The 11,946-nt window shown below is 62.7% G+C and carries 12 protein-coding genes and 1 pseudogene; 8 read left to right on the top strand and 5 right to left on the bottom strand.

Translation table 11 applies throughout. From position 1 onward, the window contains the following. Positions 1-17: 17 nt before the first annotated feature. Positions 18-806: an IclR family transcriptional regulator gene (locus ACT3UA_RS06715; protein WP_096286929.1), complete on the bottom strand. Its 789-nt coding sequence runs from the start codon at positions 804-806 to the stop codon at positions 18-20. 265 nt (positions 807-1,071) lie between these two features. Here ACT3UA_RS06715 and ACT3UA_RS06720 point away from each other — a divergent pair, with 265 nt between their 5' ends. The 3 genes from ACT3UA_RS06720 to ACT3UA_RS06730 are packed head-to-tail and all read left to right on the top strand — an operon-like array spanning position 1,072 to position 3,595. Further along, a complete protein-coding gene (locus ACT3UA_RS06720) occupies positions 1,072-1,776 on the top strand; it encodes a CoA transferase subunit A (protein ID WP_096286846.1) in 705 nt (234 codons plus the stop codon). 2 nt (positions 1,777-1,778) lie between these two features. After that, positions 1,779-2,429 carry a 3-oxoacid CoA-transferase subunit B gene (locus tag ACT3UA_RS06725; protein ID WP_096286848.1) on the top strand — a complete coding sequence of 217 codons (651 nt, stop codon included), beginning with the start codon at positions 1,779-1,781 and terminating at the stop codon, positions 2,427-2,429. Beyond that, on the top strand, positions 2,426-3,595 hold the full coding sequence (locus ACT3UA_RS06730) for an acetyl-CoA C-acyltransferase (RefSeq protein WP_096286850.1): 1,170 nt from the start codon (positions 2,426-2,428) through the stop codon (positions 3,593-3,595). Before ACT3UA_RS06725 ends, ACT3UA_RS06730 begins: the two co-directional genes overlap by 4 nt. Before the next feature lie 77 nt (positions 3,596-3,672). Here the strand turns inward: ACT3UA_RS06730 and ACT3UA_RS06735 are convergent, their stop codons facing one another. From ACT3UA_RS06735 to ACT3UA_RS06745, 3 genes are read right to left on the bottom strand one after another with little or no spacing between them, the layout of a single operon-like run. Then, entirely contained in the window at positions 3,673-4,233 is a 561-nt protein-coding gene (locus tag ACT3UA_RS06735; protein ID WP_096286852.1) for a histidine phosphatase family protein, read from the bottom strand. After that, positions 4,230-5,090: a metallophosphoesterase family protein gene (locus ACT3UA_RS06740; protein WP_096286854.1), complete on the bottom strand. Its 861-nt coding sequence runs from the start codon at positions 5,088-5,090 to the stop codon at positions 4,230-4,232. The genes ACT3UA_RS06735 and ACT3UA_RS06740 overlap by 4 nt, the downstream gene beginning before the upstream one ends. Further along, entirely contained in the window at positions 5,090-5,749 is a 660-nt protein-coding gene (locus ACT3UA_RS06745; RefSeq protein WP_096286856.1) for a tyrosine-protein phosphatase, read from the bottom strand. Before ACT3UA_RS06745 ends, ACT3UA_RS06740 begins: the two co-directional genes overlap by 1 nt. 252 nt (positions 5,750-6,001) lie before the next feature. Between ACT3UA_RS06745 and ACT3UA_RS06750 the strand changes: the two genes are divergently transcribed. Beyond that, a complete protein-coding gene (locus ACT3UA_RS06750) occupies positions 6,002-6,952 on the top strand; it encodes a beta-ketoacyl-ACP synthase III (protein WP_096286858.1) in 951 nt (316 codons plus the stop codon). 90 nt (positions 6,953-7,042) lie between these two features. On the opposite strand, the gene ACT3UA_RS06755 is transcribed toward ACT3UA_RS06750, so the two are convergent. After that, positions 7,043-8,140 carry an NAD(P)-dependent alcohol dehydrogenase gene (locus tag ACT3UA_RS06755; protein WP_096286860.1) on the bottom strand — a complete coding sequence of 366 codons (1,098 nt, stop codon included), beginning with the start codon at positions 8,138-8,140 and terminating at the stop codon, positions 7,043-7,045. 300 nt (positions 8,141-8,440) lie between these two features. Here ACT3UA_RS06755 and ACT3UA_RS06760 point away from each other — a divergent pair, with 300 nt between their 5' ends. The 4 genes and pseudogenes from ACT3UA_RS06760 to ACT3UA_RS06775 all read left to right on the top strand — a co-directional run. Further along, positions 8,441-9,145 carry a FadR/GntR family transcriptional regulator gene (locus ACT3UA_RS06760; RefSeq protein ID WP_096286862.1) on the top strand — a complete coding sequence of 235 codons (705 nt, stop codon included), beginning with the start codon at positions 8,441-8,443 and terminating at the stop codon, positions 9,143-9,145. Beyond that, complete coding sequence (locus tag ACT3UA_RS06765) at positions 9,142-10,143, top strand: asparaginase (RefSeq protein ID WP_217990384.1); 1,002 nt, start codon at positions 9,142-9,144, stop codon at positions 10,141-10,143. Before ACT3UA_RS06760 ends, ACT3UA_RS06765 begins: the two co-directional genes overlap by 4 nt. 71 nt (positions 10,144-10,214) lie before the next feature. Next, positions 10,215-11,630, top strand: coding sequence for an aspartate ammonia-lyase (locus ACT3UA_RS06770; protein WP_096286864.1), 1,416 nt, complete (start codon positions 10,215-10,217; stop codon positions 11,628-11,630). 15 nt (positions 11,631-11,645) lie between these two features. After that, positions 11,646-11,946 (top strand): annotated as a pseudogene (locus ACT3UA_RS06775) (amino acid permease); the annotation flags it as partial.

Below are 11,946 nucleotides of genomic sequence, written 5' to 3' on the forward strand. Positions count from 1 at the left end.
GGATCGGCCGACCTGGCCTATCTGTTGGCCGGCAGTCCCGATCCGCGAAGCTTCAGCGACAGCTCATGCGCGTGGTGCAGCAGTAATTGGCCCAGCGATTCTTGCCGGGCCACCTCGAAGCGCGATTCGATTCCGGTCAGGCTCAGCGCCCAGGCCGGTTGGCCCGAGGCGTCGAAGACCGCGGCTCCTATCCCCCAGCTGCCTTCAACGATGAGCCCCGGATTGACCGAGTACCCCAGGGTGCGGGTCTCTTCCACTTTGTGGCGCAATTGCTTGGCGCTGTGCGCTTGGCCGTACTCGGCCACGAGGTTGCTGCCAGCCAGATAGCGTTCGACGATCTCTTCGGGAAGAAAGGCGAGAATCGCGATGCCTGCCGAGGCGACCCCGAGCGGGAAGCGCCGGCCTTCGTAGAGGACAAAGGAACGGATTGGGAATGCTCCGTCTTGGCGCAGCAGGCAGACCGTTTCATCTCCGCGCCGGGCTGAGAGAAAGGCGCTCTCCCCGGATTCTTCGGCCAACGCGGTCACGTGCCCCCGGGCGAGCTCGCTGATGTCGTAGCGTTCGGCCGCTACCGCACCCATCAGATAGAGCTCGGGGCCCAGCAGCCAGCGCCCCGCCCGGTGGTCGTGGTCGCAGAAGCCTTCGGCTACCAGCGCCGTGAGCAGCCGGTGCACCGTCGGCCGCGCGAGCCCGGTAAGCCGCGCGACCTGCGTGGTCGTGATTCCTTCCGGCATGGAGGTGCTGACCGCACGCAATACCGCGGCCAAGCGTCCGACGACCTGTGCACCGGCAGGAGATTTGCTCATGACCATATTATGAACGACGGCAGTCCATAATATGGGGAACATGACGTTTTCAATAAGCGGCCCAACGCAATGGCGCGGATGCGCTTTGGGCGGCGCGGTAACCACTCCTCGAAATGTCCATAATGTGAACGAATGGACGGTTGTTCTTCACCTATCGAGCAATATCAGATTCTTTTCTCTTAGCTATTGAGCTATCGACTTGGAGTTACTACCTTCGAAGGTAGGGAACACTCAAATCCATAATATGGACGGATGGAGTTAGAAGATGTCAACGAAGTATCGCGAAGACGCCGCCCAGGCACTTGCCGCAGTGGTCAAGGACGGAATGACCATTGCCGTCGGCGGTTTTGGGCTCAGCGGAATACCTAACCGGCTGATCACCGCCCTGCGCGACTCGGGCGCCCGCAACCTGACCATCGTGTCCAACAATATGGGCGTGGACGGCAAAGGACTGGGCATACTGCTGGAGAACAAGCAGGTCTCCAAGGTGCTTGCTTCCTATGTGGGGGAAAATAAGCTCTTCGCTCAACAGTTCCTCAACGGAGACCTCGAAGTTGAGTTCGTCCCCCAGGGAACCTTGGCCGAACGCTTGCGCGCAGGGGGCGTCGGGATCCCCGCATTCTTCACTCCAACCGGCGTTGGCACCCCCGTGGCCGAAGGTAAAGAAGTCATGGAATTCGACGGCAAGCAGGCCATCTTGGAACGCGGCATCGTCGCCGACATCGCGTTGGTCCGCGCCTACGAGGCGGACCGCGAAGGCAATCTGCGCTACCGCATGACCTCGAAGAACTTCAACCCGCTTGCCGCCATGTCCGGCCGACATACCTTCGCCGAGGCCGAGCACATCCTTGCGGACTACCTCGATCCGTCTTTGGTGGAAACGCCGGGTATTTTCGTGAAGACCCTCGTCGATGCCGACGAAGTCAAGGACATCGAACAGCGCACCGTCCGCCCGAAGCAGGAGGCATAGGCATGTGGACTAGAGACCAGATGGCGGCACTGGCCGCCAGCGAACTGACCGACGGCCAATACGTGAACCTTGGGATCGGCATCCCCACCCTGGTGGCGAACAACCTACCGGCGGGTGTCTCGGTCAAACTGCAAAGCGAGAATGGCCTGCTGGGCATGGGCCCCTTCCCCATCGACGGCGAAGAAGACGCGGACCTGATCAACGCCGGCAAGCAGACGGTGACGATTCTTCCCGGCGGAAGCTTCTTCGATTCGGCCACGTCCTTTGGCATGATCCGCGGCGGCCATGTGCAAACGGCGATCCTCGGCGCGCTGCAGGTTGCCGCCAACGGCGACCTGGCCAACTGGACCATCCCGGGCAAGCTGGTCAAGGGCATGGGCGGCGCCATGGATCTGGTGGCCGGCACCCCGCGGGTCATCGTGCTCACCGATCACATGGCCAAGGACGGCAGCTCGAAGATCGTGGAAAAGTGCGGTCTGCCGCTGACCGGTGTGGGCGTGGTGGATCGAATCATCACCGACCGCGCCGTCTTCGACATCGTTAATGCAGAACTGGTCTTACGCCAAGTGGCCCCGGGTGAAACTCCCGAAAGCATCAAGGACATCACCGCAGCCGAATTCAACGTCGAACTCCAGGAGGACCTCACAGCATGAGCGTCAAAATAGTAGGTTACGCACGCACCCCGTTTATGCGATTCAACGGCGCGCTGGCAAGCATTCCCGCGACCGAATTGGGCGCCCACGCGGCCAAAGCAGCGCTGGAACGGGCAGGAGTTGCACCGAGCGAGGTGCAGCGTGTTTTTGCCGGGCAGGTATTGCAGGCCGGTGCGGGGCAGAACCCGGCACGCCAGACCGCGGTCGGCGCCGGGGTGGGGCTGGAGGTTCCGGCGATGACGCTGAACGCGGTATGCCTTTCGGGCGCCGAAGCCGTGGTGGCCGGCGAACGGCTGATCGCCAGCGGCGAGGTTGATGTGGTGCTGGCCGTAGGCCAGGAATCGATGTCCTTGGCGCCGCATGTGCAGCGTGCCCGCGCGGGCACCAAGTACGGTGCCATTGAAATGCTTGACACCCTGGATTATGACGGCTTGACCGATGCGCATGAGAAGCGTTCCATGGGCATCTCCACCGAGGAGCACAACACCACGCTGAAGCTCGGCCGCCAGCCGCAGGACGAGGTCGCTGCGGCCTCGCACCAGCGCGCCGCGGCCTCCGAGGAATTCTTTGCCGGAGAAATCGCACCCTTCACGGTGAGCGGCCGAAAGGGCGATACCGTGTTTGCTGCCGACGACGGGATCCGCCCGCAGACTACCGTCGAATCCCTCGCGGGTCTTCGTCCCGCCTTCGCCAAGGACGGCACCGTGACCGCCGGCAACTCCTCGCAGATTACCGATGGCGCTGCCGCGGTCGTGCTGGCAAGCGATGGCGCCGTGGAACGCTTGGGGCTGAAGCCACTGGCCGAAATCCTCTCCCACGCATTTGTCGCCGGCCCGGACCGCACCCTGCACGACCAGCCGTCCAACGCGATTAATGCCGCGCTGGAAAAGGCAGGGGCCCAGGCCGCGGATTTGAAGGTCGTGGAAATCAATGAGGCTTTCGCCGCCGTCTCGGTGCAGTCGACGGCCACGCTGGGCCTTGAGGCCAAGATTGTGAACCCGCACGGCGGCGCGATCGCGCTGGGCCACCCGATCGGGGCCTCCGGCGCTCGCATCATCGGTACGCTGGCGCGCCAGCTGCAGGAACTTGGCTCCGGTTCACTCGGGGCCGTCGGTATCTGCGGCGGTGGCGGCCAGGGCACCGCGGTGCTCCTGCGTTCGCTCTAGCGTAGCGGCGGTAGCCAGCCAAAAATGAAATCCACGTTGACTTGAGGTCAACGTGGATTTCTTTTTTCAGTGTGGACTCAGTGCCACAGTGGCTCGCGGGCCACATAATTGGTCAGCAGCTCGGTTTCTACTCGGATGACTTCTCCGTTCGCAACCCGTGCTTGGCCCGGTCCGTGCAGCTCGGTGAGCACCGAGCGAATCAGCGAACCGTGGCTGACCACGGCTACTCGCTGCCCCGGGTGCTGCACCGAGATCTTGAACAGCACGTTGATCGCGCGTTCCACCAGGTGCTCTTCGCTCTCCCCCAGGTCCATCAGGCGGTGGATATTCTCCTCGCTCAACCCGGCCACGACGGTGCCCTCGGCGTCTCCGTAGTCCCGTTCCATCAGCTCCGGGAATTCTTGCACGCGCGGCACGGCGAGCAGATCGGCAATGAGCTGCGCCGACTGGCGAGCCCGGAAAAGCGGGGAGGAAACTACCGCGTCCCAAGCTCCGGTGGCTGCCAGTTCCATGCCTGCTTGTTGGGCCTGGCGGCGCCCGTTGTCGTTCATCGGCAGATCGCTGCGGCCCTGCAGGCGTCCGGCGCGATTCCATTCGGTTTCTCCGTGCCGCACGAAGACGATTTCTGTTGCGTTCATGATGATGTCTCTCTCGAATGTGCCGGAATTCTGGCACGTGTTGCGTTAGTCGTTTTACTTGCGATGTGGTTCTTGTTCTTGCGTGTGCCGTGCCGTACCGGGATGGGACTGCTCCGGATCGACTGCGCATCAACTTGCAGCAAGGAGAACCATGAGCTTTCCGGTCCGCTCAAGATCTCCAGTGGTGCGTAGGCGTTGGTGTTGTAGGAGGTTGCTGGGGCCATGAAGACGTTTGTGCCCTTCAGCTGCCCGACACCGGCTTGGTGGAAGTGGCCGCACAGGATGCCGCGCACATCACTGCCGCTCAGTATCAGGGCGAGGTCTTCGGGATTCGCCAGTCCGCGTCCTGCTAGCTCCGCGGCCATCGCTTCCACCGGCGGGTGGTGCATGAGGATCAGCGATCCGCGCGGGGCCGGCTCGGTGAGCAGAGAGGACAGCCAGCGAAGTTGCGGCGCATCGAGCCAGCCGCGAGCCTCGCGGTAGCCTGCGCTGTCCAGGCCGATAATGCGCAGTCCGTTGATCTCGTGCACGGTATTTGCGATATGCGGCCCGGTGGACAGGCGGAAGGTATTAAATGCTTCGTTAACCGACTCTTGGGGGTCGTGATTGCCCGGCACGGTAATGATGGGGCAGCCAAGCTCATTTTCGAACTTCGCAAATAGCTTCGCGGCGCGTTCGTGGACCCGTGCCCCGCGATCGGCGATATCCCCGGTCACCACCACAACGTCCGGAGCGAAGTGCTTGGCCGCGTGGAGCGCGGCGCGCAAGCGAGCCCACGCATCGATGGTGCCGTGCAGGAGCTTGCCTTCGGCGCACAGGTGAGTGTCGCTCAGATGGACTACGTTCAGCGTTTTCATCAGCTGGCCACCAAGCTGCGCAGCTCACGGGGTGCCGAATGCTTGGCCAGCGATTGCAGCCGTCGCAGTTCTGCCCCGGTGAACCCCTTGCTGAGCAGATAGCCGGGGATCGAACCGTAGCCTTCACCCAGCCAATCGAGGGTGCCGCTCAGGGCCGCCCGGTCGCGTTGCCATAACGTGTCTGAGGCCTGAAAGGACTCTGGCGCGAAATCTGCCAAGATCTGCGCCCGATCCATGCCCAGGGCCGCCGATAACAGCGCGATCACCAGCCCGCTGCGTTCTCCACCATTTTGGCATTGCACCACGATGCTTCCGCCGGTGGCGTTGGCAATCGCTCGAAGGACCGCCACCAGCCGTGCACCCCGGCCGTCCAAGAGGATTCGCTGCACCTCGCCGAGCGTTCTGTCCACCGGTAATTGACCGGAATACAGCGAGATCGGTCGGTAGCGCAACCCGGGCAGTACCGGAATGGATTCTGGCTGGATCTCCTTGGGTTCACGCAGATCAATGAGCGTGCCCACATCGAGACCTTGGAACTGTTCGACGGCACGCGGACCAAAACTGCTCAGGGCCCCGGCGTGATAAAGCCGGTTCGGCCCGATTCCCGGAATCGGGCGTAGGCTCATTAGTTCGGCAGTCGCTACATCAGTTGCAGACATCCTTCTCCCCTATCCTCGATTCCTCATCCGGCGCTTTCCCACCATTGCACCGCACGCTGTTGGCCGACAGGTAAACAGCGAACCACAACGTCATGAACCTGCCCGAAAGGCAGTGAAAAGCAGGAGTTTTTTGCACGCTTTGCCGGTTTTCTGGTCAATCTCATACGCCGCAGAGCAGATGTGAACAGCGAGTAGGCAGCAAAACGACTAACCTTGAGTGCAAGAGCATTCATTTTCCAAGGAGCTAAACCCATGACCGGCAGCAAAGTCGTAGCCTTTGGCCACTTCCAGCCAGAGCGCATCGTACCCAACACCGAGTTGGAGAAGCTGGTCGAAACCAGTGACGAGTGGATCACCCGCCGTGTTGGCATCCAGGAGCGTCGTTGGGGCACCGGAATCGAGACCGTCGACTCCATGGCCATCAAGGCCGCAAAAATGGCATTGGACAATGCCGAGAACATTGATGCCACGGACATTGATCTGATCATCGTTGCCACCTGCACCGCCGAGGACCGTTCGCCGAATATGGCCGCTCGCGTGGCTCAGGCGCTGGACATGGAGCAGGGCCCGGCCACGATGGACATCAACGCTGCGTGTTCCGGCTTCGCCCACGCGGTGGGTCTGGCCCAGGGTGCTATCGCCGCCGGCAGCGCCACCAAGGCACTGGTGATCGGCGCGGAAATGCTGACCGACTTCACCGACTTCACCGACCGCACCACCTGCGTGCTGACCGCCGACGGTGCGGGCGCCTTCATTATCACCGCCTCGGAAACCTCCGGGATTTCCCCGGTGGTCTGGGGCTCGGTTCCTTCGCTTTCCGACGCGGTGCGCATCGAAGCTGAGAACGACATGAAGTTCGCGCAGAACGGCCAGAGCGTTTACCGCTGGACCGTCACGCAGCTGCCGAAGATCGCCTCGAAGATCATCGAGCGCGCAGAGATGAAGCCCGAAGAGCTGGACGCCATCGTCTTGCACCAGGCGAACCTGCGCATTATCGAACCGCTGGCCGAGAAGATCGGTGCACCGAACGCCCGGGTCGCTACCGATGTGGTCTACTCGGGCAACACCTCCGCAGCCTCGGTGCCGCTGGCCCTCTCCAAGCTGATGGCCTCGGATGATCCGCTGCCTTCGGGCTCCAAGGCCCTGCTCTTCGCATTCGGCGGCGGCCTGTCCTACGCCGGGCAGATCATCACGATTCCATAAGCACCACTGACACAGGTAGCCCCGGATCGGATTAACATTCCATCCGGGGGCTACCTTTTAAGCAGATGCTACTTCTGCCACCGATGAAGTTTAGTAGACGATGACCGGCTTGAGCGTAGATCCGTCAGCCGAATCAGCGAAAGCTTGGTTGATGTCTTCAAACTTGTACGTTTTGATCAGCTTGTCAAAGGGGAACAGCCCCTGGCGGTAAAGGTTGATCAAGCGCGGGATGAACTCCTTAGGTACCGCGTCTCCCTCGATGACCAGGTGCACGTTAATTCCGGCGAGAAGCTGGGTTCCGATATCGATTTTCGCTTCAGTGCCCAGCTTGGCTGCCCCGACCAAAGCCGCATGACCGCGGATGGCTAGCGAGTTGGTCATCTGGGTGAAGACCATGGGCACCCCGGTGGTGTCCAACGCATACTGTGCCCCACCGCCGGTGATATCCTTGATCGCTTGGACTGGATCAACTTCTTTGGAGTTCACCGTGTGGGTGGCACCAAGTTCTTTGGCGTATTCCAGTCGGGATTCGACGATATCCACCATGATGATCGTGGTGGCGCCGGCCGCCTTCGCCGCCAGCATACCGGCCATGCCTACCGCACCGGTGCCGAAAACCACGACCGATGAGCCCGGTTCTGGCTTGAGCACGTTAAGTACCGCACCGGAGCCGGTCATAATGCCGCAGCCTAGCGGGCCAAGAATATCAAGCGGCACATCATCTGGGACCTTTACCGCACCGTGGGCGACGACGTTGGTGTATTCGGCGAAGGAAGACTGCCCAAAGAAGTGCGAGCCAACCGGGGTGCCATTTTCCGAGAAAGCCTTGGAACCATCTGGACGCTGCACCCCGAAGTTGCGGTCGTAGAAGTTCACGCAGTACATCGGGTGACCGGACACGCACTGTTCACAGCTACCGCAATACGCTGGGCCCAGTACGACTTTGTCGCCTACGCTGAAGCCGTCCACATCTGCGCCCACCGCATCCACAATGCCCGAGCCCTCATGACCGAGCACCACCGGAAGCGGCACCGGGTACCACTGGTCACGGATGATGGCGTCGGTGTGGCAGACACCGGAGGCGATGATGCGCACACGTAGTTCGTTAGATCGAGGTTCATCGAGTTCGAGTTCGCGGATCTCCAAACTTTGCTCCGGAGCCGATACGATCGCTGCACGAGTTTTCATGGACAAGTCTTCTCTCTGCTATACCCCAGACCACGCTAGGGGTAGTTGGGAAAGCCCGCGCATCCGGCCAGGATTTACCGGCTGTGCTCAGAACCTTCGCTTGAGGCAACGGCTCAGCACCGTTCACCTGATTTCATCCTAGACTCGTTTTCATGAAATTTACATGACGCGTCAATTAAATGGTCACCCGTGTCGCTGCAATATCTTGAGCCCTCGCATCCTCATGTCGCTGACTAGAGCATTCACTCTCACTTCAAGGCCGGCTTGACGTAGGGTGGATCACACTTCACACTAGTAATCATGAACCTGTCAGACAGCTGGACAGCCGGACAGCAACCGATCGCCCGGACCAGCGCCTCCGAAGCGGTCTTCAACACGCTGCGCGCAGCCATCGAGGCCCAAGAGATCCCGCTCGGTGCCAAGCTCGGCTCCGAAGCGAGCCTGGCCTCGACCTACGGAGTCAGCCGCTCGGTGGTCCGCGAAGCCCTGCGCTCCTGCGCCGCCCTCGGGTTGACCCGCACCGAAACCGGCCGCGGCACCTTCGTCATCTCCCACCGGCCCACCCGGGATCTGGTGCTCGGCACCTTCTCCTCGGCGGACCTCTATGAGGCACGCCCGCACATCGAAATCCCCGCAGCCGAATTGGCCGCCGCCCGGCGCACCAGCGAAGATCTGGAACGGCTGAACGGACTCATCGATGACATGGAATCCGAAGACGGCGCGCAAGCCTGGGTGGAACTCGACGCAGCCTTCCACGCGGCGATCGCCCGCGCGAGCGGCAACTCGGTGTTCGACCGCGTCGTGGGCGACATCCGCGAAGCCATGGCCCGCCAATCCGAAACGGTCAACCTCGTCACCGGGCGCCGTTCCCCCTCAAATGCCGAGCACCGCAAGATCTTGGAAGCCATCTGCTCGTCCGACGCGGAAGCCGCCGGCCAAGCGATGGCCGAACATCTGAGCGCCGTGCAGCAAGCAGTTTCAACTATCGTCAGGAGTTCCAAGTGACCCCCTCCGCAGCCGCGTCCGCGGGACTGGCGCAGCGCGCTGCCCCAGAGCTTCCAAACCATGTGCCGCTGGTCGCCGCCAGCCGCGGTGAGGTGCTCGAATCGATCCACTATGGTTCGGCAGTACTGCTCGATTCCCACGGGGAGATCATCACCGCGCTGGGAGATCAGCAGACCCGCTTCTACCCGCGCTCCGCGCTGAAGCCGCTATTTGCCGTGGCGATCCTGCGCTCGGGCCTGGAACTGAGCGGCGAACAGATTGCACTGGCAGCCGCCAGCCATTCCGGTTCGACGCGCCATCAGCAGGTAGCCCATTCGACGCTGCGCGCGGCAGGGCTGGAGCTCGCGGAGCTCGGGAACTCCACGGACCTGCCCTACGGTGTGGCCGAACGGGCCAGCTGGCTCGCCGACGGCGGCAGCGCCACCCAACTGGCGCAGAACTGCTCGGGAAAGCACGCGGCGCTGCTGGCCATGTGCAAGCATAACGGCTGGGCGACCGAGAATTACCTGGACCCCGATCACCCGCTGGCCGCGGCGCTGCGCGATATCGTTGAGGAACTCACCGAAGAGCGCATCACCACGATCAGCACCGACGGTTGCGGCACCCAGGTCTACCCCTTGACCCTCACTGCACTGGCTCGCGGCTTCGCGAAGCTGGCCAAGGCCGCGCCGGACACCGCCGAGGGCCGCGTGGCTGCCGCCATGCGCGCCTATCCGGAACTGGTCGCCGGCGAAGGGCGCGACGTCACCGACCTGATGCGCGCGCTGCCCGGCGCCGTGGCCAAGGATGGTTTCGAGGGAATCCAGGCCATAGGCCTGCCCGACGGATCCTCGCTGGCGGTAAAGATCTCCGATGGCTCAGACCGGGCCCGCATGCCGATCACCATCAAGCTGCTGTCCAGCCACCTGGGCGACCGGATGCCCACGGCGCTGGAAGACTTGGCCTCCTCCCCTGCCCTGGGCGGCGGCGAGCCGGTCGGCGAACTGACAGCCCTCTAACCCGATAATTTTCAGTTTCCATCCAACACCTATGGTGCATTCAGTGCGCCTAAAATCAGGAGCGAGCACTCATGTCTGAAACCATTCAGGCTCCCGCCACACGCAGCGAACACGATCTGATCGGCGACCGCGACATCCCGGTCGACGCCTATTGGGGCGTCCATACCCTGCGCGCCAAGGAAAACTTCGATATCACCGGCACCAGCCTCACCGGCAACCCGCACCTGATTGCCGCGCTGGCCCGCGTGAAGCAGGCGGCCGCCCGGGCGAACCACGAGCTGGGCCTGCTCGACGCCGAGCGCGCCGCGGCCATCGACCAAGCGTGCGAAAAGATCGCCGCCGGCGCCCTGCACGAACAGTTCATCATCGACCCCATTCAGGGCGGTGCAGGGACCAGTACCAATATGAACGCCAACGAGGTCATTGCCAACCTCGCTCTGGAAATCATGGGGCATGCAAAGGGCGAGTACTCCTTTCTGCACCCGAATGACCACGTGAACCTCTCGCAGTCCACCAATGACGCGTACCCGACCGCGGTGAACATCGCCACGCACTTCGCCACCCAGCCGCTGCTTGACGCCCTGCTGGTGCTGGAGAATTCCTGCCTGGCCAAGGCCGGCGAGTTTCGCAGCGTGGTGAAAATGGGACGCACCCAGTTGCAGGATGCGGTGCCGATGACCGTCGGCCAGGAGTTTGGCGGGTGGGCCGTCACCTTGCGCGAAGACCGCGATCGGCTGGCCGAATCGCTGTCGCTGGTCACCGAGATCAACCTCGGGGCCACCGCGATCGGTACCGGTTTGAACGCTCCGGCAGGCTACGCCGAATCGGCGCGCGGCCATCTGGCCGCATTGACCGGCCTCCCGTTGACCACCAGTCCCGATCTGATCGAGGCCACCAGCGATGTGGGCGCCTTTGTGCACCTCTCCGGAGTGCTCAAGCGCGTGGCGCTGAAGATCTCGAAGATCTGCAACGATTTGCGCCTGCTCTCTTCCGGACCACGTGCCGGACTCAACGACCTGCAGCTGCCGGCGGTGCAGTCCGGGTCCTCGATCATGCCCGGAAAGGTCAACCCGGTCATCCCGGAGGTCGTCAACCAGATCGCCTACCAGGTGGTCGGCCACGATATGACGGTGACCATGGCGGCCGAGGGCGGCCAGCTCCAGCTGAACGCCTTCGAACCGGTGATCGCCCATTCCATCGGGCTTTCGCTCAAGCACTTGACCAACGGTTGCCTCACCCTGGCGACCCGCTGCATCGATGGAATCACCGTTGATGAAGACGCGTTGCGCCGCGAGGTGGAGAACTCCATCGGCCTGGTCACCGCGTTGAACCCCCGGCTGGGCTACGCCCAGTCCACGTCGATCGCGCTGGAAGCGTTGCATTCCGGACGCGGCGTGGCCGAGCTGGTGCTCGAACGCGGCCTGCTCTCGGCCGCAGACCTGAACGAACTGCTCAAGCCAGAGCGCCTGGCAAATCTCTCCGACTAACACCCAAGGATTCCGATGGAGCATTCCACCACCCACGCCACCGCGGCGCACGTGCCCGAGGCGGGCCTCACCGCCGGCGACGACGATTACCACAAGGGGCTTTCTTCCCGCCAGATGCAGATGATCGCCATTGGCGGCGCCATCGGCACTGGCCTGTTCATGGGCGCCGGCGGGCGCCTGGCGGCGGCCGGTCCGGGCATCGTCGTGAGCTACGCGGTCTGCGGCTTCTTCGCATTCCTGATCCTGCGCGCGCTGGGCGAACTGGTCATGCACCGCCCGACCTCGGGTTCGTTCGTTTCCTATGCCCGCGAGTTCT

Source organism: Glutamicibacter sp. 363, from assembly GCF_052379505.1.
Classification (GTDB): Bacteria; Actinomycetota; Actinomycetes; order Actinomycetales; family Micrococcaceae; genus Glutamicibacter.

Bases quoted from the DNA above. Each gene is read 5' to 3' on its own strand.
- ACT3UA_RS06715 (WP_096286929.1), bottom strand. From the start codon at position 806: ATGAGCAAATCTCCTGCCGGTGCACAGGTCGTCGGACGCTTGGCCGCG.
- ACT3UA_RS06720 (WP_096286846.1), top strand. From the start codon at position 1,072: ATGTCAACGAAGTATCGCGAAGACGCCGCCCAGGCACTTGCCGCAGTG.
- ACT3UA_RS06725 (WP_096286848.1), top strand. From the start codon at position 1,779: ATGTGGACTAGAGACCAGATGGCGGCACTGGCCGCCAGCGAACTGACC.
- ACT3UA_RS06730 (WP_096286850.1), top strand. From the start codon at position 2,426: ATGAGCGTCAAAATAGTAGGTTACGCACGCACCCCGTTTATGCGATTC.
- ACT3UA_RS06735 (WP_096286852.1), bottom strand. From the start codon at position 4,233: ATGAACGCAACAGAAATCGTCTTCGTGCGGCACGGAGAAACCGAATGG.
- ACT3UA_RS06740 (WP_096286854.1), bottom strand. From the start codon at position 5,090: ATGAAAACGCTGAACGTAGTCCATCTGAGCGACACTCACCTGTGCGCC.
- ACT3UA_RS06745 (WP_096286856.1), bottom strand. From the start codon at position 5,749: ATGTCTGCAACTGATGTAGCGACTGCCGAACTAATGAGCCTACGCCCG.
- ACT3UA_RS06750 (WP_096286858.1), top strand. From the start codon at position 6,002: ATGACCGGCAGCAAAGTCGTAGCCTTTGGCCACTTCCAGCCAGAGCGC.
- ACT3UA_RS06755 (WP_096286860.1), bottom strand. From the start codon at position 8,140: ATGAAAACTCGTGCAGCGATCGTATCGGCTCCGGAGCAAAGTTTGGAG.
- ACT3UA_RS06760 (WP_096286862.1), top strand. From the start codon at position 8,441: ATGAACCTGTCAGACAGCTGGACAGCCGGACAGCAACCGATCGCCCGG.
- ACT3UA_RS06770 (WP_096286864.1), top strand. From the start codon at position 10,215: ATGTCTGAAACCATTCAGGCTCCCGCCACACGCAGCGAACACGATCTG.